The sequence below is a fragment of the Brevundimonas sp. GW821-FHT09G01 genome (assembly GCF_059416065.1).
Genome location: NZ_JBWKOL010000001.1, coordinates 332,586 through 359,397, shown reverse-complemented (window position 1 = coordinate 359,397; position 26,812 = coordinate 332,586). Strand labels below are relative to the sequence as shown.

Here is a 26,812-nt window from a genome sequence, read left to right as displayed (position 1 = left end):
CGCAATCTACGCCGAAGGAATGAGATCATCTCCATCAGAGAAGCCTTGGCATTGGGAGGCGCCCTTGGCGTTGATCCAACGCAAACCGCTGAGCGCCCCTAGAGTGTCAGATCGAGCACGACCCGGCCTTCCACCGTCCCGTCCCGCAATCGATCGAAGATTTCATTGATGTCTTCCAGCCGCGCCGTCGTGATGCTCGCCTTCACCTTGTGAGCGGCTGCGAAGTCCAGCGCCTCCTGCAGATCAAGGCGCGTGCCGACGATCGAACCGCGGATCGTCAGTCCGTTGAGCACGGTGTCGAAGATGGAGATCGGGAAGTCGCCGGGCGGCAGGCCGTTAAGCGCCACCGTCCCGCCTCGCGCCGCCATGCCGAGCGCCTGTTCGAACGCCTTGGGCGAAACCGCGGTCACCAGCACCCCCTGCGCCCCGCCGCCCGTCTGACGGCGGATTTCGGCAGCCGGATCCGCCTCGGCGGCGGCGTTGACCGTGACGGCCGCGCCCAGCCGGCGCGCCATGGCCAGCTTGGCCTCATCGACATCTACCGCAGCGACGTTGAGGCCCATGGCGAGCGCGTATTGCACGGCCATGTGCCCGAGGCCGCCCACGCCGGAGATGACCACCCAGTCGCCGGGCTTCGTGTCCGTCACCTTCAGCCCCTTGTAGACGGTCACCCCCGCGCACAGCACGGGCGCGATCTCATTGAATCCGATACCGTCGGGGAGATGCCCGACGAAGTCGGGATCCGCGACCACGTACTCAGCGAAGCCGCCATTGACCGAGTAGCCCGTGTTTTGCTGATCGTGGCACAGCGTCTCCCAGCCCCCGAGGCAGTGACGGCAGTGGCCGCAGGCGGTGTAGAGCCAGGGCACCCCGACCCGGTCCCCCTCCTTCACATGGGTCACGCCGGCGCCCACCGCCGAGACGTGGCCGACGCCCTCGTGGCCGGGAATGAACGGCAGGGACGGCTTGACCGGCCAGTCCCCCTGGGCGGCGTGAAGATCGGTATGGCAGACGCCCGAGGCGGCGATCTTCACCTGGATCTGGCCTGGCCCCGGAAGCGGCACCGGAACCTCCTCGATGGTGAGCGGCTGGCCAAAGGCGCGAACGACGGCGGCTTTCATGGTGGCGGGCATGGGCGTCTCTCCTGTGCAGCGGAGTCTAGGCCTCGCGCCGCGGCGATCCTTGACCTGGATCACGTCGAAGACTCACCCGCGTCGCGCCAATCCGCGCCACGCCCGGTCCCACAGCGGCAGGCCGGCCGGCGGATCCGGCGAGTGGTCCGCAAACGCCCACGGTTCCGGACCGGACCCCCGCGCGAGGCCGGCGGCGAACATCTCACGCATGTTGGCCGTATCGAAACTGACGAGGTTGAGAGCATCGCCGTCGCCGGACATGGACGCGACTCCCAGCGGCAGGTTCGCGCCCGCACAGAAGGCCTGTGTCGCGCCGACCGCCTGAAGGTAGGAATACCGCAGGATCGTTTCGAAGCTGCGGACCAGGATGGCGGGGATGTTTCCGGGCGTCGCCCGGGGAGCGGCGTCGAGCGCGGTGTTGATGAGCAGGTGCACCCGCGCGCCGCTCAGTCGTCCTCTCACCCCGGGCCAACTCATGAGCGCATCCGGCAGGAGGAAGAGCGGCGCGGCCAGCCCGCCGTCCGCATGCATCTCCTGATAGGATCGCCCAACCAACTCGCAGTTTATGAGCCGCGGCGGGAACATGCCGGGAAGGCTGGCGGACGCGGCCAGCACCGTGCGGAACAGCAATAGCGCCGCGTCGAGATCTCCGTCCTCTCCGAGACGCGCGATAAGCCCCATGTCCCACAAGCAGGCCTGCTGGCGGTCGAGATCGGTCGTGGCGACGAAGAGGCGGCGGCCTTCGGCGTGAGCCGCGGCGACCGCCCGAAGCAGATCGGCATCGACGAAGGGCGCGATCAAGGCGTCCAGGGCGCGGGCCCGGAACAGGCCGGCCTCTAGGCCCGGAAGGGCCTTCCGCACGTCGAAGAGGGCCGCCGCGTGACCGTCGGTGTAGGCCTCGACCAGCCGATTGTCCCAGGCGGAACCGAGAAAGGCGAATGGCGCGATCAGGGCGCCGGTGCTGACGCCGGTCACGAGCTCGAAGGATGGTCGGCGGCCGGTCCGGCTCAAGCCGGCGAGCAGGCCCGCGCCGAACGCGCCGCCCGCCGCGCCGCCGGAGACGGCCAGGATGTCGAATGGTTTGCGGCTCAGAGGTGCTCGGGACGGGAAGATTCGATCCGCTAGGGCTGCGGCCGCGCCGGCGAGCCTCACCCCCGGAAACCCGCTCGCCTCCCCCGCCTCCTCGGGGATCCTCCGGCCCGTGCGGCGGCCCCAGAGGCTGGAGCCGCCCGACGGCCGGGGCCGGAGGTCGTCCGGGGGTTCGACGGCGTCTGATCGCGGCTCCGGCTCGCGTCGTTTGTTGTGGTCTGACATGGCGGCTCCTCAAGGGCGCCGGTATCGACCCGTGCCGACGCGGGCCTTGACCGACGTCAAGAGCCGGAGACCACCGGAAGGAGGCGAGTCCGCCGCCCCGCGCCTTGCGTTCGACCCGCACCGCGCCTGTTCTGCGCGATCTGCGCGGTCCTGACGGCGATCCTTCTGGCGGCCCTCTATGTCCCGGGCGCCGCCGGCCTGTTCCACTTCGCCGCCCCCTCCCCGGCCCTCCTGGCCGCTGGACTGGGCGTCGGCGTCGCGGCCGGCGGCTGGAGCGGCGTTCTCCGCGCCCTCGGACGCCGCCGCGTCCGCCTCCGTAGCGACCCTTAGGGGCCGGTGCTTAGGGAGCGCTCCTGAATAACGCGCGTCGGCGCTCCGCCCTATCCCCGAGCTCAAGCCCAGGAGGTTCCGACCATGACGCCAGCCCTGCAAACGCCCTTCGCCCAGTCCTTCCTACCGAACGAGGCCGACGAGTGGGCGGGCGCCGCCCGCCTCACCTTCCGGGCCGGCGAGGAGATCTACGCCCAGGACGAGGACGCCGAGCTGATCTATCGGCTCGTTCGAGGCGCGGTCCGGACCAGCCATCTGCTGGCGGATGGCCGGCGCCAGATCGGCGACTTCTATTACGAGGGCGACGTGCTGGGCGTCGAGATCGGCTCCACCCATCGCTTCTCGGCCGAAGCCCTCGGAGACTGCGAAATTCTCGCCGTTCGCCGCGCGGGCTCGGCCGCCTACGATCCGGGGCGCCTCGAGCGTGTGATCTGGCAGGCGACCGCCGCCGAACTGGGCCGCGCCCAGTCTCACATGCTGCTGCTCGGACGCGCCACGGCCTGCGAGAAGGTCGCCCGCTTCCTGCTCGACATCGCCGAGCGCTTCCGGGGCGAACTCGTCGCTCTGCCGATGAGCCGCCAGGACATGGCGGACTACCTGGGACTGACCATCGAGACCATCTCCCGCATGCTCGGTCGCTTGCAGGCGGACGGCCTCGTGGAGTTCGTCGGCGCCCGCAAATATCGCATCCGCCGTTTCGGCGCCTTGTCGGATATGGCGGCCGCCTGACCCAGGGGCGGAACGGCGGTCGGCATGCTAGGCTGGATGGACAGCCGCGCTGCGCGGCGCCGTTCAAATCCGCCAATGCCGATCCGAACCGCCATCACCCGATCCCAATCGCGCCGATACGGCTACATGGCCGCGATCGGCGGCGCGGTGATCGCGCTCGCCATCCGGCAGGCCTTGAGCGGCGCCTTCGAGGATCGCACCTCCTTCGTCCTTTATGTGCCGGTGGTTCTGGTGGCCGCGGCGCTGGGCGGACGGGGACCGGCGCTGACGGCGACCGCGCTCTGCCTGGCCGCCAGCACCGCCGTCCTGCGCGATGCGCTCTGGACCGATCCGGCCAACCTGATCGACGCCCTCGGCTTCGCCCTCCTGGGGCCGTTCGTGGCGATAGCCGGCGAACGACTGTGGCGGCGCAGCCACGAGGCGGCGAGCCGCCAGGCGCACCTTCAATCGATCCTCGAGACAATTCCGGAAGCGATGATCGTCATAGACGCCAGCGGCGTCATGCAGTCGTTCAGCACCGCCGCCGTGCGCCTGTTCGGCTGGACGCCGGAAGAGGCTATCGGGCGCAATGTGAGCCTCCTGATGCCCGACCCTTACCGATCCGAACACGACGGCTATCTCGACCGTTACATGGGCACCGGGGAACGGCGGATCATCGGCATCGGCCGCATCGTGGTCGGCCAACGCAAGGACGGCTCGACCTTTCCAATGGAGCTGGCCGTCGGCGAAGCCCGGGTCGGCGGGAGCCGCTTCTTCACCGGATTCGTTCGCGATCTGACTGAGCGGCGCGATCAGGAAAGGCGGCTGCAGGAGCTGCAGTCCGAACTCGTGCATGTCTCTCGCCTGACCGCCATGGGCGAGATGGCCTCCTCGCTGGCCCACGAGCTGAACCAGCCGCTATCCGCGATCGCCAGCTACATGAATGGCTCGGTGACGCTTCTCGAAGCCCCGGATCCCGACCTCGACAAGCTGCGGGGCGCGCTGAGACGGGCGGGCGAGCAGGCGCTGCGGGCCGGCGACATCATCAAGCGCCTTCGCGAGTTCGTAGCGAAGGGGGAAACCGAACACACGCTTGAGGATCCAGCCAAGATGATGGAGGAGGCCAGCGCCCTGGCGCTGGTCGGGGTCAAGGACCAGGACGTGCGCGTTGATCTACGTCTGGCCCGCGACATCGGACGGGTGATCGTCGACAAGATCCAGATCCAGCAGGTGGCGCTCAACCTGATCCGCAACGCCATTGACGCCATGGCGGACGCACCGCGCCGCCAGCTCGAAATCCGCGTCCGCGCCGATGACGAGCGCACCATCCGGATCAGCGTCGCCGACACCGGCCCAGGTCTGGACCCCGAGGTCCGTGAGCGTCTATTCCAACCCTTCGTGACCACCAAGAGCACCGGCATGGGCGTGGGCCTGTCGATCTGCCGCACCATCATTGAGGCCCATGGCGGACGCATCTGGACCGAGGACAACAAAGGCGGCGGCGCGATATTCTCCTTCACCCTGCCCCGCGCCGAGGAGAACGGCCGTGGCTGATCTGGTGCATGTGATCGACGACGACGACGGCCTGCGCGAGGCGCTCGCCTTCCTGCTGGACGTCAACGGCATCGAGGCCCGCTTCTACGCTTCGGCGAACGCCTTTCTCGACGCCTTGCCCGTCGCGGACGGCTGCGTGCTCACCGACGTCCGAATGCCCGGGCTGACCGGGTTGGAATTGGTGCGTGAGCTCCGAGCACGGGGCGCGACGTTTCCGGTGATCGTGATGACCGGGCATGGAGACATTCCGTTGGCCGTGGAGGCGATGAAGGCGGGCGTTCTCGACTTCATCGAAAAGCCGTTCGAGGACGAGCATCTGATCGGATCGCTCCGTAACGCCCTGTCCGCCCTGCAGACGACCGAAGCGTCGGATGCGGGGCGTCGCGCCGCCGAGCAGCGGCTCTCGGAGCTGTCGCCGCGCGAACGGGACGTGTTGGCCGGTGTCGTGGAGGGAAAGCTCAACAAGCAGATCGCATTCGAACTCGAGATCAGTCCGCGAACGGTCGAGATCTATCGGGCCAATCTAATGACCAAAACCGGGGCCCGAAACGTCGCGGAGCTGATGCGGATCGCCCTCGCCGCCGGGCTTTGACTTGCTCTAGGTCAATGCGCGTCCGCCCGGCGCGCGCCATGGTCCGCGCGTCGGCGCCTGTCGGCGCCGAGCCAGATTCTCCTTGCCCAGCCCTGATTTCGATCCCCGGCCCGTCCTCCTGATCGTCGATGATGATCCCGAGGTGTTGAAGGCCCTGGCCTTCATGACCGGCGCCCACGGCTTTCGCGTCGAGCGCTGCAGGACCGCAAGGGAAGCGATCGCGCTCGCCGACCCGAAAACGCGTTTCGCCTGCCTGGTCATCGACCAGAGGCTCCCCGACCACCAGGGCATCGACCTTCTCACAATGCTGCGGAGCCGCGGCGTGGCCGCGCCCGCCATCCTGATCACGACAGGGCCCTCCACGGACCTCCGGCGGAAGGCCGCCGCCGCGGGGGCGCCGATCGTCGAGAAGCCGCTGCTCGACGATGCGCTGTTCACCCAAATTCGCCGCCTCATGGCGCGCGATTGACCTCGGTCAAGGCGCTTCCCGCCTAGTCTTCGCGGCGATAGACCGACGCGATCTTGCGGGCGCGGGTCGCGACGTCCTCGCGATGGCGATCGACGACGTCGCGGCGCATGCCGCCGCCTACCCCGCCGATGTTGTGATGGCCGATGATCTCCATACCCGTCATGGCCGCGAAGTGGGCGTCGAAATGCGCCTGCATCGAGGCCCAGGCGCCCGTACGCTCGACCCACTCCTGGGGGGCACCCGATGACGTGAAGGTCACCATCTTGCGCCCGCCAAGGAGCGGCTGGTTGCCGCCGTGCCGACGGGCGGTGTAGCCGAAGTCCATGCCGAACACGCGGTCGACATAGCCCTTCATCATCGCCGGCGTGGCGTTGAACCACAGCGGATAGAAGAAGGCGAAGATGTCGGCGCCGGCGATCGCCTCGCGCTCCCGGGCCACATCGGGCCGGACAGCCGCGCCCAGACGGTCCGGCATTTCCTCCGCGCGCAGCCGCGGGTCGAACCGGAGGCGGTAGAGATCGCGCTCCACCACCTCGGCGCCGGCGGCGCGCGCCGCTTCGGCGAAGGCCTCGGCCATGGCGACGGTGAAGCTCCGCCGGCGCGGATGGGCGACGATCAGGGCGATGCGGGGGGCCAAGTTTCTCATGCACGCATTCTCAGCGCTCGCCCGCCTCGGCGCCTTGATCTGGCTCAAGGTCCTCCATCGCGCTCATCCGTAGCCTGGACGGGTCGAAGGAGACCTTCATGCCCCAACTTGCTGGCCATTCACCCGGTGGGACGCCTGACGCGGTCCGAGCCGCGCACCACCAGATCGGAAACAGCCTTCAGTCGGTGATCGGTCTCCTGGCGCTCGAGAGCCGAGCCGCGCCTCCGGAAGCCGCGACCGTTCTCAGCGAAGCGGGGCGCCGGGTGCGGGTCATCATGCGACTTCATCAGCGCCTGCAGGAGAGCGATGGCGACCAGGTCCGGCTCGACGACCTACTCGGAGACGTCGTGCGCGACGTCGCCGAACTCGACACCGTCGATCGCGACGCCGAGATCGACGTCGATTTCCATCCCCTCTGCGCTCGCCCGGCCACGGCCTCCGCCCTGGCGTTGATCACCGCGGAGTGGGTGGGCAACGCGCTGGAGCACGGGCTCGCGCACCGGGCCGGCCAGGTCACGGTGACGCTGGAGCCGTGCAAGGCCGGCGTCCGCCTGATCGTCATGGATACCGGCGCGGGCGTCTCCCAGGGCGAATGGATCCCCGGTTTCGGCCTGTCGCTGATCTCGCGCCTCGCCGGTCAGTTGCGGGGGCGCATCACCCGCGCCACGAGCGCGCGCGGCACGCGTCTCGAGCTCGTCTGCCCCGGCGTGTGGAGCGATGCGGAATGTCCCTGAACGACCGCACCCTGTTCACGGCCGAACCGATCGAGATCAAGCGCGACGAAGCCCTGCGCGCCCTCGATGGCGCAGTGGCGCGGCTCAGGCCGGCCGATCTGGCCGACCCGGCCCTGCCGGCGAGGCTCGTCGAACGCCTGCTTCCGCGCCCCCCGCGCCTGGGCGCCCGGGTGCGTTACCGGCTGTTCGAGGTCGAGACGGGCGGCCGGGACGACGACCCCGGTCCCGGCCACTGGGGCGCCGGCCTCGAGGCCGCCCTTCGTTTCTATGGCGCGGCGGACTATTTCGGCCTGCGCGCCGGGACGCAGCCGCTGCACCCGCCGGTCGGGGCGATCCGCGGTCGGCGTCTGACGCTGACCGTCATCGACACGGACGGGTCCGACGATCTGGTCGAGCGCATGGACGCCCAGCTCGAGACCGTGCGTCGCGAACTGGAAGAACAGCGGCGTCGGTGCGCAGGCATGCGGGAGATGCTTGAGGCGGCAGCGGAGCGGCTGGTGTCGGACAGACGAAAACGTATCGCCGTGCTCGCCGGGGCGGCGGGCGTCCTTTCCGCGCGGGGCTGGCTGGCCGAAGGCCGAAAGGCCTGAAGGCGCGACTGGGCCGGAGTCCAGGCTCCGGCCCGCCACTTACGCGCTGATGACGACGTGGTCTTCGTCAGCGCTCCAGGGCGGCTTCGAGCCCGGCCAGCAGACGGGCGCGCTCCGCGTCGCCCGGCAGGGCCTGCAGCCGTTCGTTCAGCGCCACGAGGAAGGCCGCGCGCTCGTTATGCCAGTCCGGGCGGGTCGCTTGGCCGGGGGCCAGACGCGCGCCGCCTCGCGGGGCCGCCTCCGCTGTCGTCCGGGTGAGGATCCAGGTCTGGTCCAGCTCGGCGGTGACCGGCCTGAAGCCCTCGCCCGCGAGGCGGGCCGCCAAGGCGGCGATAGCGCCAGGCTCGCCATGATCCAGCAGAACGGCGCCGCCCACCGGGGTCCGCGCCTTCAACCAGGCGACCAGATCGGTGGCGTCCCCGTGGCCGGAGTAGCAGTCGAGGTTGCCGATGCGGGCGCCGACCCGGATGTCCTCCCCCTGGATGCGAACGGCCGCGCGCCCCTCGACCAGCAGCCGGCCCAGGGTGCCTGCGGCCTGGAAGCCGGTCATCAGCACCGTCACCTCCTTGCGCCACAGCAGCCGCTTGAGATGGCGGCGGATGCGGCCGGCGTCGCACATGCCGCTGCCGGCAAGGATGACGTGCCAGCCGCTCAGCCGTTCGAGCCGGTCGCTCTCCTGGGGGCGCATGAGATGGTGCAGCCGGGTCGCGTGCCGCAGCGGCTCGAAGGGATTCTCAGACGCGTCCGGATTCCATCCCCGCCGCAGGAAGACGTCAGTCGCCTCGATGGCGAGCGGGGAATCGAGAAAGACGTCGCAGGCCAGATCGGGCTCGGCGTCCATGATCGCCAGGAGGTCCAGGATCAGCTCCTGGGCGCGGCCCACGGCGAAGGTGGGGAGAAGCAACGGACCGCCGGCGGCGCGGGCCGCCCGCAGTTCCCCGGCAAGGGCGTGGCGCCGCGCGGCCAGCTCCAGATCGATGCGTTCGCGATCGCCGTAGGTGCTCTCCAGGATGACGTGGTCGACGCCCGCGGGCCCGTCCGGATGGGGCAGGAAGGGCTGACGACCGGATCCGATGTCGCCGGAGAAGAGCAGGTTGAGACGGTCGTCCCCCGCCCCCGCCTCGATCTGGATCGACGCCGCCCCGAGGAGGTGGCCGGCCGGCCACCAGGTCGCCTGCAGCTCATGGCCGAGGGGCATGGCCTCGCCGAAGCGGACGCGCTCGAACAGACGCAGGGTCGGATCGACGTCGCCGGAGGTGTAGATCGGCTCCACGGGCCGCAGGCCGCGCTGGGCGTTGCGCCGGTTCAGATGCCGGACCTCGCTTTCCTGGATGCCGGCGGAGTCGGCCAGCATCACCTCACAGAGGTCCCGTGTGGCCCGGGTCGCGAAGATCGGCCCGCGGTACCCGGCCCGCACCAGCTTGGGAAGCAAGCCCGAATGGTCGATGTGGGCGTGGGTGAGCAGGACGGCGTCGATGGAAGCCGCATCGAAGGGAAAGGGCTCGTAGTTGAGCGCCTTGAGCGTCTTCGGTCCCTGGAACATGCCGCAGTCGATCAGCAAGCGCTTGCCGGCCGTCTCCAGCAGCATGCAGGAGCCGGTGACGCATTCCGCGGCGCCGTGAAAGGTCAGTTGAGCGGTCATGTGGCGGGTCCCGGGGACAGAGGAATGGACAGCAGCCAGAGCGTGGTGGCCAGGAGGCCGGCCGCGAGGAGGAGACGCAGGGCCAAGGCCCAGCGCGGCGGCAGCCTCGAGGCTGCTTCCGCCGCGCCGAGGACGACGGCGGTGTGGACCGCCACGCTGATGGCGATGTGGAGACCGCCCAGGATGAGGATCTGCACCGGGACCGGACCGGCCCACGGTTTGATGAAGGCGGGCAGCAGAGCCAGGTAGAAGATCGCCGCCTTGGGATTGAGGAGGTTGGCGGCCAGACCGCGGATGAACGGCCGGTCGTGGTCCGGGCTGGACCCGACGCCGGGGCGCGCCGTCAGGGCCTCCCAGGCGAGCCAGAGCATGTAGGCGGCGCCGACCCAGCGCAGGACTTCCAGCCCCGCTTCGGAAAACAGCGGCGTTCGGGACAGGCCGAACAGGGTCGCCAGAAGCCAGGCGGAGAGCCCGACGGTGATCCCGGCGATCGCCCGCATCGCCGCCGCCCGTCCGCGTGAGGCGGCGAGCAGGGCCAGCCAGGCCAGGTTGGGGCCGGGGGTCAGCTCGATCAGCGCCATCGCCAGGGCGAAGGCCGGCAGCACCTGGGGGTCGACGCCGAGATGCGGCATCAGTGGACCATCAGGCACGGCAGCCGGGCCTCCGTCAGCAGCGTCCGGGTGACGCCGCCGAATACCAGTTCGCGGGTCCGGCTGTGGCCGTAGGCGCCGGTCACGAGGAGGTCCGAGCCCTCCTCCCCCGCAAGTGCGAGCAGCGTCCGGCCCGCGTCCCGGTCGGCCGCGTTCTCGATTGCGGTGGTCTCGGCGCGCACGCCGTGGCCATGGAGAAAAGCCGCGGCGTCGCGAAGGTCCCCGGCGGCGGCTGGCCCGACGGAGGCGATCAGGACCCGCCGCGCCCGGTCCAGCAGCGGAAGGGCGGCGGCCAAGGCCGCCCGGCCCTCTCGGGTCGCCTTGAAGCCGATGAGCACACGGTCGAAGCGCAGCTTCGGCGCCAGCCGCGGCGCCACCAGCACCGGCCGCCCGGCGGCCAGAATGGCGGCGCCGACATCGACCGGGGCCAGGGGGAGACCCTCGACCTGCGGGCTGGACATCACGATCAGATCCGACCGGACGCCCCATCGGGCAAGCAGGGTCTGCGCCAGGGGCGAGACCGCGCCGCGCCATTCGATCGGCGTGTCGGGCGCGGCCGCCCGCGCCCGGGTCTCCATCCGGTCGATCAGATCGAGCAGGTCCCGCTCCTGCGCCTTGAGCAGGCCGTAGGGCAGGCTGACGGGGCGGATCGGCACCGGAACCTCCGCCAGGGCGGCCAGCGTGAGGCCCGACGCGCCCAGGTCGCGCGCCAGTTGCACGGCCGCCGGAACCAGCGAACCCACGGTCTCGGGCGCGTCGAGGTGGACGAGAATGTCGCGAATGGCGGCGGTCATATCAGTGCGCCAGCAAGAGGCTGGGCCCGTCAGGCCGGCGCAGGAAGCTGCGTGTGGCCCCGCCGAAGACGGTCTCACGCAGCCGCGAGCGCCCCCAGGCGCCGGCCACGAACAGCCCCGCCTGCTTGCCTTCCGCTGCGGCGAGCAGGGCCGCGCCCTCGTCGTCTCCTTCGACCAGGGTCGCTTCGCCGACGCCGACGCCGTGCAGCCTCAGATAGGCGTTGAGCGCGTCGATGTCCGGATCGCCGGACTGCCGATCGAGGCCGGTCACGCACTGCAGCACGTGGATGGCGCTGGCCATGGCCAGCAGCGGCAGGGCCGCCCGGACCGCCCGCCCCGCCTGCGGACTGCCGTCCCAGGCGATTGCGGCCGGCCCGGCGAGCCGCTCCGGATCGCCCCGGGCCACCAGGACCGGGGCCCGGTCGGCGAGCAGCGCCTGCCCGAGCAGCTCCCGCGAGAGACCCTCGTCGAGACTCTTCTGGGCGACCACCACCAGATCGGCCAGGGCCGCCTGACGCGACAAGGCCAGGGCCGGCCGCAGGCCGCGGGTCGATACCGCCAGCCGGGGCGCGCCCTCGCCGGCGCCATAGACCACGTCGGCCTCGTTCGCCGCCCGGCGCGCCACGTCCTCTACGCGATCCTGCAGGGCGCGCTCGGCCGCAGCCAGCTCCTCGACCGCTTCGCGCGAAAGCGACGCGCCCAAGGTCATGCCGAGCGCGACCATGTCTGCGGCCGAGTCCGGATAGACCGGCAGAACCTCGGCGACGCCGTCATGCTGGCCCGCCAGCGAGGCGGCGAAGGCCAGGGCCGGGGCGTCTCCGGCGCCGCCCGAGGCGAGGACGAGAATGTGTTTCAGGCTCATGATGGTTCTCCGGTTTGGAGACACACTGGCGGCGTCGGCGGACACCCGCCTTGATCGGCGTCAAACCTCAGAACAGGTGCGAGACGCTGCCCGGCTCCGGCTCGCCGAAAGTGAAGGTCTCCGCGTCGCTACGGCCTTGGACCACGCCGACAGCGGAGACGATGTGGGGCCGGAAACGCAGCACCGCGACCGAACTGCCTGACGGGCAGTAAACGTGCACCTGCGGGTATCGCTCGGCCACGAGGCGATTGATGCGCTCGACCGTCTCCGGCTCGGCGACTTCCACGACGCGGCCGGCCATGGAGAGGCCCACGCCGTTCCCCTGTCCGCCGCTCTCGCACCGGATCGCCACCGAGGCGCGGGGATCGGCCTTCAGATTGGCGAATTTCTGGCTTGTCCGGGCGACGATGAAATAGAGGTTCAGGCCCTCGTTCAGATAGCCGACCGTGGTCGCGTGCGGCCAGCCGTCAGGGCGATTGCACGCCAGGGTCATCAGGCGCTCGCGGTCGAGCACCTCGACCACGGCGGTCACGGCCCGGCCATGAATGGGCTGCGGGTCCCTGGGGCTCATGGTTCCGCCTTCACGGTTTCGAGGTAGGCGATCAGGTCGTCGATCTCGCTGGCGCGGAACACAAAGGCCGGCATGGCCGGATGGCCGGTGACCAGGCCTTCTGCAAAGCCCTCCTCCAGCTGATCCAGCGGATACCGATGCACGATCTCGCGGAACGGCGTCGCCTCGGCCATCGGGCTGACGCCGACGGAACCGATCGCATGGCAGCTGGCGCAGCCCCGGGCGGCGAATTGCCGGCCCCGCAAGGCCGCCGCCGCGGGCGTGTCCCGCTGCGTCGCAACCGAGGCGGTCGGCGGCTCCGGACGGGCGCAGGCGCCGCAGGCCAGGGCGAGAGCTAGGCAGAGGGTCGCGGCGGCGAGACGATGGACGGACATGGCGGATCTCCAGTGCGCCGCATCCTCACGCGAGACCGCGCCCGCGGCGTTGATCCTGATCAAGGCGGCGAACCGCCAGGCGCGGTCTCCTCACCCCGAACCGGAGACCCCGCCATGACCTATGCCAGCCTGCTCGTCGCCGTCGACGACGGACCCGAAAGCGACAGCCGCCTCGAGCTCGCCTGCGACCTCGCCAACGCCTTCGACGCCGGACTCACCGGCCTGTGCGTGGGCTCGATCGCGCCGCCGCTGTATGATCCGATGAGCGGCGGGGCCATGGTCGGCGAGCTGTTCACCCTCTATCGCGACATGGCGGAAGCCGAGGTCGCGAGCGCCCGTTCACGGTTCGAAGCGATCGTCCGGGCGCGAGACATCAAAGCGGACTGGCGCGGCCACATCGGATTTCCGGGCGAGGCCTGTTCCCGCGCCGCACGGGCGGCCGACCTGGTCATCCTGGGCGGGCGCAATTCCCGCGCCCCCTATCATGCGCCGGACGTCGCGGATGTGCTGATGGGTTGCGGCCGGCCTGTGCTGGTGACGCCGCCGACCCGCCTGCGCAACCCCGTCGGCGAACCCGCCCTGATCGCCTGGAAGGATTGCCGCGAGGCGCGCCTCGCGCTGGCCGCGGCGATCCCCTTCCTGCAACGGGCGCGGGGCGTCACCCTCTATTCCATCTGTCCAGCCGAAGAGGTCGAGACGGTGAGGGCCGAACAGGCCGACGTGATCGGCTACCTCGCCCGCCACGAAATTTCCGCCGAAGCGGTGACCGCGCTCAAGATTGAGGCCCCGGCGAGCCGCCAGATCCTGGACGAGGCGCTCGCCCGCCAGGCCGGGCTGATCGTCGCCGGCGGCTACGGCCACGCCCGTCTGCGCGAATGGGCGCTCGGCGGCGTCACGCGCGACCTGATCAACGATAGCCCCCTCTGCCTATGCCTGGCGCACTAGGAACCTCCATGACCGCTCATCCCCGCCATATCCGCCTCGAACTCGCCCGCGAACCGGGCCATCCGCACGGAGACGCCCGAACCGGCTACGACATCGTCGCCTTTCTCGACGATGAAGGCCGGCTCGATCTCGACAGCTGCCGCGCCGAAGCCGATCGCTGCCGCGTGCGGCGCTTCGTCCAGGACGCCACCATCGCCACGGGCCATCTTCGCCATACGACCGGCGACCGCTGGGTGCTGGACTTCCCGGGCGGCGCGCGCGAGGACGCGACGGGCTTCCGTCTCGGCGACGAACGGTTCGTGCCCGGCGAGTACGTCTCCATCACCGCCGGCGACGGCGCGACGCACACTTATTGCGTCGAGCGCGTCGCGGACGTCTGACGCGTGGGCCGCCGCCGCATCCTGATCCTCGACGGTCACCCCGATCCCGACCCCGGGCGCTATTCCCACGCCCTGGCGGCCGCCTACGCCCGGGGCGCCGTCGGGGCGGGCCATGTGATCCACCGCGTCAACCTGGCCGAGATGGAGTTTCCGGTGCTGGCCAGCCGCCACGACTGGGAGTCCGAAATGCCCTGCGCCACGATCCTCGCCCTCCAGGACGAGCTCGCCTGGGCGGAGCATCTCGTGATCCTCTATCCGCTGTGGCTCGGCTCCATGCCGGCCCGGCTCAAAGCGCTGCTCGAGCAGGCGTTCCGGCCCGCCTTCGCCTTCGGCGGCGAGGCCCCTACCCCCGGCGCAGGACGCCTCAAGGGGCGCTCCGCCCGCATCGTCGTCACCATGGGCATGCCGGCCCTGATCTATCGGACCGTCTTCTTCGGCCATTCGCTGAAGGCGCTGAAGCGCGGCGTCCTCGCCCTCGTCGGCTTCGGTCCGATCCGGGACACCGTCCTGGGGAGCATCGAGACCCGCCGCGATCGCGAAGGGCTGCTGAAGCGCATGGCCGCCCTGGGCGCCCGGGCGGGCTAGGCTTCGAGCTTCAGCAGGCCGTCGCTGGCGAAGCGCGCGGCGCACTGGCGCACGAGGGCGGCCAGCTCCGGACGCAGGTCCGGGTCCACGCTGCGGAAGTTGAAGCAGGACTTTCCCTGCATGCGCCGCCGCAGGGCCGGGCTCACGCCGTCCAAAAGGTCCGGGTGGACATAGAGCGGCATGAGGTGGACCGAGACATAGCGCTTGCCGATCGCGACGCCGCCGAACGCCGTCCGGTAGCCGTCGCGGGCCCGCACCTCATGGGTGTCGAGATGATAGCGGGTCGGCGTGTCCGAGACGAGCTCCGCCCACGCCTGGAAGGGCGTGAACAGATCCCGCAGATCTTCAAACACCGTTTCGAGGGTCATGGCGCCCACCCATCGATCACCGCCGCGCCGCATCGTCGTCTGCGGGCGGGTCCGGCGCAAGCGGGGGAAGGACCGTCACCGCGGCGGCGATCCGCTCCAGCTGTCGTTCGGAGAGCTGGAGCCGGTCGTGTAGCCGCATAATCTCGAGCTCGGCCCTCAGGTTGACCCGATAGTCGTGCTCCGCCGCGAAGCGGTCGCGAGCCGCCTGGCGGTTCTGGCTCATCAGGATCACCGGGGCCTGGACCGCCGCCAGGGTGGAGAGGACCAGGTTGAGGAAGATGAAGGGATAGGGATCGAAGGCGCGGTTCCAGCCGGCGAGGATCAGGTTGGTCCCCATCCACAGCGCCATCGCCAGGGCGAAGCCGCCGAGGAAGTTCCAGGATCCGCCGACCACGGCCACGCGGTCGGCGAGCCGGTCCCAGCCGCTGCGGCCGTCGGCCAGCACGGGGGTCAGGCCGGTCGGCGCCTCGGGATCGCCGCCAGGGTCCGGCGGCCGATCACCGCGAAGACGGACAGCGAGGCCGCGGCGGCGACCATCGCGATCAGGGCGTCGGCGAAGGATCCGATCATGGCTCAAACCTCCGCGTCGGGATCGCCGGTCCCGCGCGACGGCAGGCCGCTCCAGATCGAGACCCCGCCGACCACGACGATGAACACGGCGAAGGCGGCGACGATCGCCACGATGAACGGAATGGCGGACGGGGGCATGGGCGCTCTCCTTTGCAAAGACCGACCCTCGCCGCGATCCGCCGCCTCCGCCTTGATCGCGGTCAAACGCCGGCAGACTCCGTCGCGGGCCGGGATGCCGGCCGGACCGTCACTTGGCCGGCCGGGGTCATGCCTCCCACGGTCAGGACACGTTCGCAGATCGTGATCGGCGCCCGGCGATGGCTGATCAGGATCAGCCCCTGCCGGCGATCCCGCAGGCGTCGTTCCAGGCGCCGCAGGACCTGTGCTTCGGCGGCGGCGTCGAGGCCTTCCGTCGGCTCGTCCAGGACCAGCCAGTGCGCCGGTCGCAGATAGGCGCGCGCGAGGCCCAGCCGACGGCGCTCGCCGCCAGACAGGTTCGCGCCGTTGGCCCCCGCCGCCATGTCCAGCCCTTCGGGCGCGGCCCGGACGCGGTCGGCGAGCGCGGCGTCCTCCAGGGCGGCCCACAACATATCGTCCGATGCGTCCGGCGCGGCCAGGGTCAGGTTGTCGCGCACGCTCGCGTCCAGCAGCCGGACGTCCTGGGCCGCGTAGGCGAACAGAGGCCGCGCCGCCCCAGGGACCAGGTCCGCGAGATCCTCGCCGCCCACGCGCCAGTCTCCCGCCGCCGCCTCGCGCAGACCGAGCAGTCGCTCGACCAGGGTCGTCTTGCCGCTACCGGAGGGCCCGCTCAGCGCCAGTCGGGCCGGCGGCCGCAGGACGTCGCCCGTCGCTCCTATTTCCAGGCCGGGGTCGCGCGGCCGGCCGCCCACTGCGGCCGCGGGCCGCGGGGTCAGCGCGTCCAGACGTTCGACCGCCGCGCGCGCGGCCCCACCCTGCCGGAAGGCGGCGGCCAGCGCCCCGGCCGCCTCGACCCCCGTCACGGCGGACAGCGCCGCCAGCGCGACCAGGGGCGTCGAGGCGTCCCGCGCCGCCGCGACCGCGGCGACGAGGGCGAGTCCCGTGATTCCGGCCTGGGCGGCGTTCATCCATCCGCCGGCCGCGTTCAGCCGGGCCGTCGCCCGGTCCATCGGCGCCGCCGCGGCGTCGACCTCGGCGACCGCCCATCCCGCCAGACCGTAGGCCTTGAGTTCCGGCGCCGCGGCTTCGAGCGCCGCGAGCCGGGCCCTGAAGGCGCCGCCGGCGCGCTGGACCTCGGTGCCCGCGGGCGCGGCGAGGCGCGCGGCGAGCCATCCCTGGGCTCCGACGGCCGCCGCCATCGCCGCCAGGATGGCCGCGCCGGCCAGGGGGTGGGCCAGGGCGCCGAGGGCCGCCGCCGTGGCCGCGCCGGCCCCGGCCGCCCAGGGGCCCGAGAGCCGGATGAAGAGGGTCTGCAGGGCGTCGACGTCCTGCACGAGCCGCGACGAGGCCTCCCCGGCGGAAACCTTGAGGACGGCGCCGGGACGCCCGGCGGCGAAGCGGGCGAAGATCTCCGGTCGCAGCCGGGCCAGGCCATGGAGGGCGGCGTCGTGCCCGCTGACGCGCTCGACGTAGCGGGCGCCGGTGCGCAGGATCGCCAGCAGGCGGATGACCGCGCTGGGGGTCAGATAGTTGAAGCCGTGCGCCGTCGCGGCGCCCATGCCGCCGGCCAGGGCGGCCCCGGCGATAAACCAGCCCGACAGGCCTAGCAGCGACACCGCGGCGATGCTCACCGTAGCCCCGGCGACGGCGGCCAGGATCAGCCGTCGTCCCTGCGCCCGGCGCTGCGCGGCCAGCAGCGTCGCCACGCTCCCCGAGGAATCGCTCACAGCGTCACCACGCGATCGGCCATGGCCATGACCGCGGCGGAGTGGGTCGCCACCAAGGTGGTCCGCCCGCGGGCGGCTTCGCGGATCAGGGCGATCATGGCCTGCTCGGCCTGCGCGTCGAGGTTGGCGGTCGGTTCGTCGAGCAGCAGGAGCGGCGCGTTCTTGACCAGCGCCCGGGCCAGGGCCAGCCGGCGGCGTTCGCCGCCCGACAGGCCGCCGCCCCGCTCGTCGAGCGGCCGGTCCAGATCGGCGGTCAATCCCGCCCGCCGCGCGGCTTCGGCGATCCGGGCGGGTGACGCCGAGCGGTCGGCGAGACGGATGTTGTCGCCGAGCGTACCGGGCACGATCATGGGCGACTGGCTGGCCCAGGCGACGCTTCCGGCGAAGTCGCCGCAGGCGGACAGGCGCTCTCCGCCGACCCGGATCTCGCCGGATGTCAGGGGCGCCAGGCCGAGCAGCAGGTGCAGCAGGCTGCTCTTGCCGGCGCCGCTGCCGCCGGCCAGGGCCACCAGCTGACCCGGCCGCACCTCCAGGTCAAAGGCGGCCACGGCCGGCGCCCCGCCGCCATAGGCGATCGTCACCTGATCGAAGCGGACGGCCGGGGCCCGGCGGCCGCGTGCAAGACGCGCGGCGCCCCCAAGGGGCTCCGGCGCGGCCGCAACGAGGTCGGGCACGGCCGCCTCGGCCGCCTGGCGATCATGATAGGCCGCGGCCAGCCGACGCATGGGGGCGTAGACCTCGGGCGCGAGGGCCAGGACGAAGAAGGCCCGGCCCAGGTCCAGCTGCTCGGGCGCGTGAAAGGGCAGCAGCCGCAGCAGGTTAAAGCCGCAGTAGACGGCCACCAGGGCCACCGAAAGGGCCGAGAAGAACTCCAGCACCCCCGACGACAGGAAGGCCAGACGCAGCACCCGGCTGGTCCGACGGGCGAGAGCCTCGGAAGCGCCGGCCACCTCGCGCGTCGCGGCGGCCTCGGCCTCGAACGCCAGAATGGCCGGGAGCGCCCGGACCCGGTCGAGAAACAGGCCGGACAGCCGCGTCATGGCCAGGAACTGCCGACGGCTTTCGTCGGCCGCCGCCATGCCGGCCAGCGCCATGCCGGCGGCGAAAGGCAGAAGGGTGAACAGAAGGATCCCTGCCGCCATCGGGCTGGCCAGGGCCGTGATGGCGATGGCGACAAGCGGCGAGATAGCCGCCGACGCCTTCGCGGGCGCAAAACGCGTGAAATACCCGTCCAGGGCGTCCACCCCCTCGACGACCGCGACGCGCGCCTGGGCGCCCACGCGCCGGCCTGCGAACAGGTCCGCCGCCGCCCGGCGCCGCGCCTCGCCCTTGATCGCCCGGGCGGCCCGCGCGCCCGCCGTAGTGGCGAGCTGGCCGAGCCATCCGCGCGCGGCCAGGCAACCGAAGGCCAGGACCAGCCAGGGGGCGGCTGCAGCCGGCGAGGCGGAGACGGTCGACACCGCCATCGCCAGCCCGGCGGCGAACCCCGCGGCCGGAACGATGTCCAGCACGGTCAGCAAGGCCGCGAGCCCGTTCAGGCGCCGCCACGGCCGCCCGACCTCCCGCAGCCAGCGGGCGGGTCGGACTGGCGGGGAGAGGACTGCGACGCTCATGACCCGCTTGGACCGCAGCGGCGAGGAGGCCGCTTTGATCGAGATCAAGGCGACCGGCGGTCCACGGCCTAGGTGGAGGCGAACGCGGTCGTCGGGACCGCCGGTTCCGGAGCCGCATCATGATCGACCTGGCGGTCGTCGACCTCTCCCGTCTGCAGTTCGCGCTGACGGCCCTCTACCACTTCCTGTTCGTGCCTCTGACGCTGGGCCTCTCCTTCATGCTGGTCATCATGGAGAGCATCTATGTGATGACCCGCCGGCCGATCTGGCGGACCATCACCCGTTTCTGGGGCGTGCTGTTCGGCATCAATTTCGCGCTCGGCGTCGCCACCGGCATCACCATGGAATTCCAGTTCGGCATGAACTGGAGCTACTACAGCCACTATGTGGGGGACATCTTCGGCGCCCCCCTCGCGATCGAGGGCCTGATGGCCTTCTTCCTCGAGGCCACCTTCGTCGGGCTGATGTTCTTCGGCTGGGACAAGCTGAAGCCGGTCGCGCACCTCCTGGTCACCTTCCTGGTGGCGCTCGGCACCAATCTCTCGGCGCTGTGGATCCTGATCGCCAACGGCTGGATGCAGAATCCCGTCGGGGCCCGCTTCAATCCGGACACCATGCGCATGGAGGTCACCGACTTCATGGCGGTGCTGTTCAACCCGGTGGCCCAGGCCAAGTTCGTGCACACGGTCAGCGCCGGCTATGTCATCGCCGCCGTCTTCGTGCTCGGCGTCTCCGCCTTCTACCTGCTCAAGGGTCGTCACAAGGGCTTCGCCAAACGGTCGATGACCGTCGCCGCCGCCTTCGGCCTGGCCGCCTCGCTGTCGGTGGTCGTGCTGGGCGACGAGAGCGGCTACGCCCTGACCGACAACCAGAAAATGAAGCTCGCCGCCATCGAGGCGATGTGGAACACCGAACCCGCCCCCGCGGGCCTCAGCGTGTTCGGCATGCCCGACATGAAGCGGCGCGAGACCCGCTACGACGTGAAGGTCCCCTGGGTGCTCGGCCTGATCTCGACCCGCAGCCTCGACGGCAGCGTGGAAGGCATTCTGCAACTGGTCGCGGTGGCCGAAACCCGGATCGAGTCGGGCGTGATCGCCTATGACGCGCTGGAGAAGATCAAGGCCGACCCCGCAGACGTCGCCGCCCGCGCCCAGTTCGAACTGCACCGCAACGACCTCGGCTACGGGCTGATGCTGAAACGGCATGTGGCGGATCCCCGCACCGCCACGCCTGAGCAGATCGCCGCCACGGCCTGGGACACCGTTCCCAATGTGCCGGTGATGTTCTGGACCTTCCGCTTCATGGCCGCGATCGGCTTCGCCATGATCGCCCTGTTCGCCACCGCCTTCGTGCTGTGCACCCTGCGCAGGCACGAGACGCGCTGGTTCCTGTGGCTCGCGGTCGTCGCCATGCCCCTGCCCTGGATCGCGGCCGAACTCGGCTGGGTCGTGGCGGAATTCGGACGTCAGCCCTGGGCGGTCGAAGGGGTCTTGCCGACCTTCCTGGGCGCCTCGAGCCTGACCGTGCCCCAGCTGTGGACCACGATCATCGGCTTCACCCTCTTCTACGGCGCCCTGGCGGTGGTCGAGGTCGGCCTGATCCTGCGCGCCATCAGGAAGGGGCCGTTCGCCGAACAGGAGGAGTTCGCCCCCTCCCCCGCCCATCCGCCGGTCGCCGAACCCGCTCCCGCCGTCGCCTGAGACCTGAGGAAACACTGAGATGGAACTGCCTCTCGACTATGAAACGCTGCGCTTGATCTGGTGGGGCCTGCTCGGGGTGCTGCTGATCGGCTTCGCCCTGACCGACGGCTTCGACCTCGGCGTCGGCGCCCTGCTGCCCTTCGTCGCCCGTACGGACGAGGAGCGCCGGATGGTGATCAACACCGTGGGCGCGACCTGGGAGGGCAACCAGGTGTGGTTCGTCCTCGGCGGGGGCGCAATCTTCGCCGCCTGGCCGTTCGTCTACGCCGTCAGCTTCTCCGGCTTCTACCTGGCCATGTTCCTGGTGCTGGCGGCGCTGATCCTCAGGCCCGTCGCCTTCAAATACCGCTCCAAGCGGCCCTCCAAGGCCTGGCGGACCTTCTGGGATTGGGCCCTGTTCACCGGCGGCTTTGTCCCAGCGCTGGTCTTCGGCGTCGCCGTCGGCAACGTCCTGCTGGGCGCGCCCTTCCGCCTCGACGGCGATCTGCGGTCCTTCTACGAGGGCACGCTGCTGGGACTGTTCACGCCGTTCAGCCTGATCTGCGGCCTGCTGTCGGTGACCATGCTGGTGCTCCACGGCGCCGCCTGGCTGGGGGTCAAGGCCGAGCGCGGTCCGATCCAGGCGCGGGCGCGGGCCATCGGCGTGATCGCCGCCGTCCTCAGCCTGCTCCTCTTCACCGCCGGCGGCCTCTATGTGGCCTACGGGCCGCTCGGCTTCGCCATCGCCGGCGTCGTCGATCCGGCGGGGGCGTCCAACCCGCTGCGCACCCTGGTCGAGGCCCGGCCCGGTGCCTGGCTGGCCAACTACGCCCTCTATCCCTGGATGATCGCGGCGCCGATCCTCGGCTTCGTCGGCGCCCTGGCCGCCATCCTCGGCCTGCTGCGCCGTTCTGAACCGCTCTCTCTTGTCGGGTCCTCGCTCTCGACCGTCGGCATCATATCGACGGTGGGGCTGTCGATGTTCCCCTTCATCCTGCCCAGCTCGATCGACCCGCAGTCGAGCCTGACCGTCTGGAACGCGTCCTCCAGCCACACGACCCTGTTCATCATGCTGGTGGTCACGATCATCTTCCTGCCGATGATCCTGGCCTACACGGCCTGGGTCTACCGCGTGCTGTGGGGCCGCTCGACCACCGCCGCCCTGCGCACCAATCCCGACCTCTACTGACCGGACCGAGGAGCAACGACCATGTGGTATTTCGCCTGGATCCTGGGCCTTGGCCTGGCCGTCCTGTTCGGCGTCCTCAACGGCGTCTGGCACGAGTTCCAGCTGTTCGACGAAGGGGACGACGGCGCCTCGGTTTCGGCCCCCGCCGATGCGGACTGAGCCGGCCGCCGCATCCGACCCGGCGGCCGCCCTGCTGGCTCGCTATGACGTCAATGCGCCGCGCTACACCAGCTACCCCACTGCGGCGCAGTTCACCCCGGCCGTGGGCGGGCGTGAGCGCGCCCGGTGGCTGGCGGCCCTGCCCGCCGCGCCCGTGTCGCTCTACCTGCACATTCCCTTCTGCAAGCGGCTGTGCTGGTACTGCGGCTGCAACACTCGGGCGATGAACCGGCCGGCGCTGATCTCCAGCTATGTGGATCTCCTGCTGGTCGAGGCGGGCCGGGTGGCCCGGGCCGCCGGCCGGCGCCTGGCGGTTCGCTTCCTCCACCTCGGCGGCGGCACGCCCAACATGCTGGCGCCGGCCGACCTGGAGCGACTTATGGCCGGCCTGTCGACGGCCTTCGATCTCGGCCCCGTCGAGGAGATCGCCGCCGAGCTCGATCCCGAGGTCCTGACACCGGACTGGATCGCCGCCGCCGGCCGCATCGGGCTGACGCGCGCCAGCCTGGGCGTCCAGGACCTGTCTGCGCAGGTCCAGGCGGCGGTCAACCGTCCGGAATCGTTCGCCACCATCGAGGCCGCGGCCGCCGGCCTGCGGGCCGCCGGCGTGCGCTCGCTGAACCTGGACCTGATGTACGGCCTGCCGCGCCAGGGCGTCGCCGAGGTGATGGCGACGCTGGAACAGGTCACCGCCCTGCGGCCGGACCGCATCGCCCTGTTCGGCTACGCCCACGTGCCGTGGATGAAGCCCCACCAGAGACTGATCGACGACACCGAACTTCCGGACGGGCCGCTCCGCTTCGCCCAGAGCCGCGCCGCCGAGCGCTTCCTCGTCGACCGCGGCTGGCGGGCGATCGGTCTGGACCACTTCGCCCTGCCCCACGACGCCCTCGCCCGCGCCGCGGCGGAGGGCCGCCTGCGCCGCAACTTCCAGGGCTACACCACCGACCAGGCCGACACCCTCGTCGGTCTGGGCGTGTCCTCGATCAGCCGCTTCCGCGAGGGCTATGTGCAGAACCCCTCGGAGGAGCGCGACTGGCGCGCGGCCGTCGAGGCCGGCGACCTCCCCGGCGCCCGCGGCGTCGCCGTCACCGCCGGCGACGCTTTTCTCGCGGCGATCATCGAGCGCGTGATGTGCGACGGGGCCGTGGACGTCGCCGCCGTCGCCGCCCGGTCCGGCGCCGACCTGCGCGACACCGCCTTCGCCTGGTCCGCCCTCGACCGCCTCGAGGCCGACGGGCTTATCATTCAGAACGGCGCGACGGTGCGCCTGACCGCCGTCGGCCGGCCGTTCGCCCGCGTCGTCTGCGCCGCCTGGGACCCGACGGCGCGACCCGCCGAGGGCCGGCACGCCCGCGCCGTCTGACGGATTGTCGCAGCACCCGCGCGATTGCGCTGGATCAAAGCTCCCGACCAAGCGGGACCGCAGAACCGTCTCGACGCCGCGCCGACCGAATCCGCGGCCGGAAGGCGTCGGGGATCTACATCATGACTCTCAAGACCGTTTCGATGGCCGCTCTCGGCCTCCTCGCCCTGTCGAGCGCCGCTCAGGCCCAGGACGCCTGGCACGCCCCGCGCGCCGGCGACTGGCTGATCACCGGCCGCGTCACCGACGTCGCCCCGACCACGGACGCCGCCATCGTCACCTCGGCGGGAGCCGCCACGGGGCTTGAGGTCGATGTCGGCGATAGCCTCATGCCGACCCTCGGCTTCACCTACTTCCTGACTGACCACTGGGCCGTCGAGGCCATCCTCGGCACGACCCGCCACGAGGTCCGCGCCCAGGGCGGCGCCACGGACGTCGCCGTCCACGAAACCTGGGTCCTGCCGCCGGTGGTGACGCTCCAGTACCGCCCGCTGACGGAAGGCCGCTTCAGCCCCTATGTCGGCGCGGGCGTCAACGCCATGCTGTTCTACGGCGGCGACGACCGCAACGGCTTCACGGTCGATCTGGACGACGGCTTCGGCTATGCGGCCCAGGTCGGCGCCGACATCGGCCTGCAAGGCCCCTGGAGCCTCAATGTCGACGTCAAGAAGGTCTGGTTCGACACGGACGCGGAGATCAACGGCGGCGCGCTGCGCAGCGAGGTGGATCTCGACCCGTGGGTCGTCTCGGTCGGCCTGGGCCGGACGTTCTGATCCGCCGACTGGCCGATCACGGCGGGGGCGGCCGGCCAGCCGTCCCTGTCACCGCGTTCGGGGCTCCAGCAGGATCGCCGCGCCGGTGAGGCCCGCGCCGGCGATGACGGCCAACCAGATGGCGCCGAGGCCCAGGACCGCATGCGCGGCCGCCCCGAGGGCGGCGCCGCCGACCAGCCCCGCCCACAGCAAGGCCCAGGGCGACCACGCCCAGGCCGGCCCGCCCCGGGCCGCCGCGGCCAGCCTCTGTCCGACCTTGACGAGGGCGCCGGTCATATAGGTCAGCCCCACCCGGGTCTCGCCGTCCTCCTCGAAGACGGCGTTCTCGGCGCCCATGGCCACGGCCAGCAGCGCCATGGGAAGCCAGGATCCGGCCCGGGCGCCGGCGAAGGCGGCGAGGACGAGCAGCAGGGTCACCAGGCCGAGAACCACCGGCCGCTGCCGGGCTCCGGCCGCCCGGCCGACCAGGGACCCCAGAACCACCCCGCCGACGAAGGCCGCGATCAGGGCCCCGGCGATGCCCGCGGCCTGCAGGTCCCGGGCCAGGCCGACCCCCAGACGGGTCGAGTTGCCGCTCATGAAGGAGACGAAGAAGCCGCCGGTCTCGACGAAGGCGACGGCGTCGACGAAGCCGGCGAGCGCCGAGAGCGAAGCGGCGAGCAGCCGCAGGCGGCGCGGAAAGCTCAGCATCGGCCCGGACTCCCGCCCGGCCGGATCGTCATTGGGACTTCATCGAGCCGGTGCGGACGTAGCGGTCGTGCCAGGACAGGGCTTCCTGCAGCAGCATGGGAGACTGCTGACCATACGACTCCCTCAGCGCCCGCGCATAGTAGTCCTCCAGCGCCGGCCGGTAGTCCGGGTGCGCGCAGTTGCCGATCACCACCGCCGCCCGCTGTTTGGGCGACAGGCCCCGGAGATCGGCCAGGCCCTGTTCGGTGACGATCACCTGCACGTCCTGCGGAATGTGATCCACGTGGGAGGCGTGGGGCACGATGGTGGAGATGCGCCCGCCCTTGGCGGTGGAGGCCGACATGAAGATCGAGATATAGGCGTTGCGGGCGAAGTCTCCCGAGCCGCCGATGCCGTTCTGGATGCGCGACCCCATGATGTGGGTCGAGTTGACGCTGCCGAAGATATCCGCCTCGATCATCCCGTTCATGGCGATGCAGCCGAGCCGGCGGATCAGCTCGGGGTGATTGCTGATCTCCTGCGGCCTGAGCACGATACGGTCCCGGAACTCGGACATCCGGGCGTTGAGGTCCCCCGCCGCCTCCGGGCTGAGGGAGAAGGCGGTGGCCGAGGCGCACCGCAGCCGCCCCGTCTCCAGCAGTTGCAGCATGCCGTCCTGGATCACCTCGGTGAAGGCGGTCATGCCCTCGAAGGGCCCCTCCCCCAGTCCCGTCAGCACGGCGTTGGCCGTATTGCCGACGCCGGACTGCAGGGGCAGCAGGGACGGCGGCAGCCGCCCTCTCGCCACCTCGTGCCTGAGAAACTCCACCAGGTGGCCGGCGATGGCGAGATCGTCGGCGCCGGGCGGCGAGAACGGCGCATTGCGGTCCGGGGCGTCGGTCTCGACGATGGCGACGATCTTGTCGGGGTCGCAGCGGAAGCCCGTCTCTCCGATGCGGTCGTCCGCCCTCAGCAGGGGGATGGGACGCCGGTCCGGCGGCAGGGCCGTGCCGTAGTAGATGTCGTGCATCCCCTCCAGCGCCGGGTTCTGCCACCGGTTCACCTCCAGGATCACCTGCGAGGCGCGGTCTAGCCAGGTCTTGTTGTTGCCGACCGACGAGGACGGGACCAGCGTGCCGTCGTCGCGAACGCCCGACACCTCGACCACCGCCGTGTCCAAGGGCCCCAGGATCCCCTGCCAGGCGGCGGGCGCGACCTGGCTCAGGTGCATGTCGAAATATTCCATCTCGCCGCGGTTGATCTTCTCGCGCGCGACGGGATCGGAGTTATAGGGCAGCCGGAATTCGATCCCGTCGGCCTCGGCCAGGGCCCCGTCGAGCTCGGGACCGGTGGACGCCCCGGTCCAGACGCGGACCTGGAAGGGATCGCCCCGCCCGTGCGCCCGTTGGATGCGCGCCGCCAGGGCGGCCGGCACGCTCTTGGGATAGCCGGCTCCGGTGAAGCCGCTGAGGCCGATCGTCGTGCCCGGAGCGATCAGGTCCGCCGCCACTTCGGCGCTGACCACCTTGCGCCGATGCGTCTCTGAATTGATCCGGGTCATGCTGACTGCTCCGCTCCCCCGTCCCATGAAAGGTCGCGGGTCCCACGACCTTGATCCGGATCAACCGGCGACGTCCCACGGTAGGCCGACGGGTTCATCGAAACGCTCATCCGGGATAATTTGGCGG

The 26,812-nt window shown here is 71.0% G+C and carries 30 protein-coding genes; 14 read left to right on the top strand and 16 right to left on the bottom strand.

Features of this window, described 5'->3' with window-relative positions; translation table 11 throughout:
- Positions 1-98 precede the first annotated feature (98 nt).
- A complete protein-coding gene (locus AC07NB_RS01935) occupies positions 99-1,133 on the bottom strand; it encodes a zinc-dependent alcohol dehydrogenase (protein ID WP_494571543.1) in 1,035 nt (344 codons plus the stop codon).
- Between the two features lie 72 nt (positions 1,134-1,205).
- Complete coding sequence (locus AC07NB_RS01930) at positions 1,206-2,447, bottom strand: patatin-like phospholipase family protein (protein WP_494571542.1); 1,242 nt, start codon at positions 2,445-2,447, stop codon at positions 1,206-1,208.
- 414 nt (positions 2,448-2,861) lie between these two features.
- Here AC07NB_RS01930 and AC07NB_RS01925 point away from each other — a divergent pair, with 414 nt between their 5' ends.
- From AC07NB_RS01925 to AC07NB_RS01910, 4 genes are all read left to right on the top strand, one after another.
- A complete protein-coding gene (locus AC07NB_RS01925; protein ID WP_492313311.1) occupies positions 2,862-3,506 on the top strand; it encodes a helix-turn-helix domain-containing protein in 645 nt (214 codons plus the stop codon).
- Between the two features lie 75 nt (positions 3,507-3,581).
- Complete coding sequence (locus AC07NB_RS01920) at positions 3,582-5,039, top strand: PAS domain S-box protein (protein WP_492313312.1); 1,458 nt, start codon at positions 3,582-3,584, stop codon at positions 5,037-5,039.
- Positions 5,032-5,631, top strand: coding sequence for a response regulator FixJ (gene fixJ, locus AC07NB_RS01915; protein ID WP_492313313.1), 600 nt, complete (start codon positions 5,032-5,034; stop codon positions 5,629-5,631). Before AC07NB_RS01920 ends, fixJ begins: the two co-directional genes overlap by 8 nt.
- Positions 5,632-5,713: 82 nt before the next feature.
- On the top strand, positions 5,714-6,100 hold the full coding sequence (locus AC07NB_RS01910; protein ID WP_494571541.1) for a response regulator: 387 nt from the start codon (positions 5,714-5,716) through the stop codon (positions 6,098-6,100).
- Between the two features lie 22 nt (positions 6,101-6,122).
- On the opposite strand, the gene AC07NB_RS01905 is transcribed toward AC07NB_RS01910, so the two are convergent.
- Positions 6,123-6,746, bottom strand: a complete 624-nt coding sequence (locus AC07NB_RS01905) for an NAD(P)H-dependent oxidoreductase (RefSeq protein ID WP_494571540.1) — start codon at positions 6,744-6,746, stop codon at positions 6,123-6,125.
- A gap of 98 nt (positions 6,747-6,844) precedes the next feature.
- On the opposite strand from AC07NB_RS01905, the gene AC07NB_RS01900 reads away from it, so the two are divergent.
- On the top strand, positions 6,845-7,480 hold the full coding sequence (locus AC07NB_RS01900) for a sensor histidine kinase (RefSeq protein ID WP_494571539.1): 636 nt from the start codon (positions 6,845-6,847) through the stop codon (positions 7,478-7,480).
- The gene (locus AC07NB_RS01895; RefSeq protein ID WP_494571538.1) at positions 7,471-8,070 is read left to right on the top strand and encodes a hypothetical protein; all 600 of its coding nucleotides are present in this window, start codon (positions 7,471-7,473) and stop codon (positions 8,068-8,070) included. Before AC07NB_RS01900 ends, AC07NB_RS01895 begins: the two co-directional genes overlap by 10 nt.
- Positions 8,071-8,137: 67 nt before the next feature.
- On the opposite strand, the gene AC07NB_RS01890 is transcribed toward AC07NB_RS01895, so the two are convergent.
- From AC07NB_RS01890 to AC07NB_RS01865, 6 genes are all read right to left on the bottom strand, one after another.
- Complete coding sequence (locus AC07NB_RS01890) at positions 8,138-9,712, bottom strand: MBL fold metallo-hydrolase (protein ID WP_494571537.1); 1,575 nt, start codon at positions 9,710-9,712, stop codon at positions 8,138-8,140.
- Positions 9,709-10,344, bottom strand: coding sequence for a LysE family translocator (locus AC07NB_RS01885; protein WP_494571536.1), 636 nt, complete (start codon positions 10,342-10,344; stop codon positions 9,709-9,711). Before AC07NB_RS01885 ends, AC07NB_RS01890 begins: the two co-directional genes overlap by 4 nt.
- Positions 10,344-11,156 (bottom strand): universal stress protein, encoded by an 813-nt coding sequence (locus tag AC07NB_RS01880; protein WP_494571535.1) that lies wholly within the window; start codon positions 11,154-11,156, stop codon positions 10,344-10,346. The genes AC07NB_RS01885 and AC07NB_RS01880 overlap by 1 nt, the downstream gene beginning before the upstream one ends.
- A 1-nt stretch (position 11,157) precedes the next feature.
- A complete protein-coding gene (locus tag AC07NB_RS01875) occupies positions 11,158-12,018 on the bottom strand; it encodes a hypothetical protein (protein WP_494571534.1) in 861 nt (286 codons plus the stop codon).
- A 67-nt stretch (positions 12,019-12,085) separates the two neighbouring features.
- Positions 12,086-12,589, bottom strand: a complete 504-nt coding sequence (locus AC07NB_RS01870) for a pyridoxamine 5'-phosphate oxidase family protein (protein ID WP_494571533.1) — start codon at positions 12,587-12,589, stop codon at positions 12,086-12,088.
- Positions 12,586-12,963, bottom strand: a complete 378-nt coding sequence (locus tag AC07NB_RS01865) for a c-type cytochrome (RefSeq protein WP_494571532.1) — start codon at positions 12,961-12,963, stop codon at positions 12,586-12,588. The genes AC07NB_RS01870 and AC07NB_RS01865 overlap by 4 nt, the downstream gene beginning before the upstream one ends.
- Positions 12,964-13,077: 114 nt before the next feature.
- Here AC07NB_RS01865 and AC07NB_RS01860 point away from each other — a divergent pair, with 114 nt between their 5' ends.
- Genes AC07NB_RS01860 through AC07NB_RS01850 form a run of 3 tightly spaced genes read left to right on the top strand, consistent with a single transcriptional unit; the run spans position 13,078 to position 14,873 of the window.
- The gene (locus tag AC07NB_RS01860; protein ID WP_494571531.1) at positions 13,078-13,908 is read left to right on the top strand and encodes a universal stress protein; all 831 of its coding nucleotides are present in this window, start codon (positions 13,078-13,080) and stop codon (positions 13,906-13,908) included.
- 8 nt (positions 13,909-13,916) lie between these two features.
- Positions 13,917-14,288 (top strand): hypothetical protein, encoded by a 372-nt coding sequence (locus AC07NB_RS01855; protein WP_494571530.1) that lies wholly within the window; start codon positions 13,917-13,919, stop codon positions 14,286-14,288.
- Between the two features lie 3 nt (positions 14,289-14,291).
- Positions 14,292-14,873: an NAD(P)H-dependent oxidoreductase gene (locus tag AC07NB_RS01850; protein ID WP_494571529.1), complete on the top strand. Its 582-nt coding sequence runs from the start codon at positions 14,292-14,294 to the stop codon at positions 14,871-14,873.
- Here AC07NB_RS01850 and AC07NB_RS01845 read toward each other — a convergent pair.
- From AC07NB_RS01845 to cydD, 5 genes are all read right to left on the bottom strand, one after another.
- Positions 14,870-15,241, bottom strand: a complete 372-nt coding sequence (locus AC07NB_RS01845) for a hypothetical protein (RefSeq protein ID WP_494571528.1) — start codon at positions 15,239-15,241, stop codon at positions 14,870-14,872. The genes AC07NB_RS01850 and AC07NB_RS01845 overlap by 4 nt on opposite strands.
- 16 nt (positions 15,242-15,257) lie before the next feature.
- The gene (locus AC07NB_RS01840; RefSeq protein ID WP_494571527.1) at positions 15,258-15,686 is read right to left on the bottom strand and encodes a DUF1003 domain-containing protein; all 429 of its coding nucleotides are present in this window, start codon (positions 15,684-15,686) and stop codon (positions 15,258-15,260) included.
- Between the two features lie 128 nt (positions 15,687-15,814).
- Positions 15,815-15,949, bottom strand: a complete 135-nt coding sequence (locus tag AC07NB_RS01835) for a hypothetical protein (RefSeq protein ID WP_492313330.1) — start codon at positions 15,947-15,949, stop codon at positions 15,815-15,817.
- 62 nt (positions 15,950-16,011) lie between these two features.
- Entirely contained in the window at positions 16,012-17,676 is a 1,665-nt protein-coding gene (locus tag AC07NB_RS01830; RefSeq protein WP_494571526.1) for an ATP-binding cassette domain-containing protein, read from the bottom strand.
- The gene (cydD, locus tag AC07NB_RS01825; RefSeq protein WP_494571525.1) at positions 17,673-19,289 is read right to left on the bottom strand and encodes a thiol reductant ABC exporter subunit CydD; all 1,617 of its coding nucleotides are present in this window, start codon (positions 19,287-19,289) and stop codon (positions 17,673-17,675) included. Before cydD ends, AC07NB_RS01830 begins: the two co-directional genes overlap by 4 nt.
- A 122-nt stretch (positions 19,290-19,411) precedes the next feature.
- On the opposite strand from cydD, the gene AC07NB_RS01820 reads away from it, so the two are divergent.
- From AC07NB_RS01820 to AC07NB_RS01800, 5 genes are all read left to right on the top strand, one after another.
- Positions 19,412-20,989, top strand: coding sequence for a cytochrome ubiquinol oxidase subunit I (locus AC07NB_RS01820; protein WP_494571640.1), 1,578 nt, complete (start codon positions 19,412-19,414; stop codon positions 20,987-20,989).
- Between the two features lie 19 nt (positions 20,990-21,008).
- Positions 21,009-22,157, top strand: coding sequence for a cytochrome d ubiquinol oxidase subunit II (cydB, locus tag AC07NB_RS01815; RefSeq protein ID WP_494571524.1), 1,149 nt, complete (start codon positions 21,009-21,011; stop codon positions 22,155-22,157).
- Between the two features lie 21 nt (positions 22,158-22,178).
- The gene (gene cydX / locus AC07NB_RS01810) at positions 22,179-22,316 is read left to right on the top strand and encodes a cytochrome bd-I oxidase subunit CydX (RefSeq protein WP_492313334.1); all 138 of its coding nucleotides are present in this window, start codon (positions 22,179-22,181) and stop codon (positions 22,314-22,316) included.
- Positions 22,306-23,682, top strand: coding sequence for an oxygen-independent coproporphyrinogen III oxidase (gene hemN, locus AC07NB_RS01805; protein WP_494571523.1), 1,377 nt, complete (start codon positions 22,306-22,308; stop codon positions 23,680-23,682). The genes cydX and hemN overlap by 11 nt, the downstream gene beginning before the upstream one ends.
- A gap of 122 nt (positions 23,683-23,804) precedes the next feature.
- A complete protein-coding gene (locus AC07NB_RS01800; protein WP_494571522.1) occupies positions 23,805-24,455 on the top strand; it encodes an OmpW/AlkL family protein in 651 nt (216 codons plus the stop codon).
- A gap of 48 nt (positions 24,456-24,503) precedes the next feature.
- On the opposite strand, the gene AC07NB_RS01795 is transcribed toward AC07NB_RS01800, so the two are convergent.
- On the bottom strand, positions 24,504-25,145 hold the full coding sequence (locus AC07NB_RS01795) for a YoaK family protein (protein WP_494571521.1): 642 nt from the start codon (positions 25,143-25,145) through the stop codon (positions 24,504-24,506).
- A gap of 28 nt (positions 25,146-25,173) precedes the next feature.
- Positions 25,174-26,712 carry a succinyl-CoA:acetate CoA-transferase ScpC gene (scpC, locus tag AC07NB_RS01790; protein ID WP_494571520.1) on the bottom strand — a complete coding sequence of 513 codons (1,539 nt, stop codon included), beginning with the start codon at positions 26,710-26,712 and terminating at the stop codon, positions 25,174-25,176.
- Between the last annotated feature and the right edge of the window lie 100 nt (positions 26,713-26,812).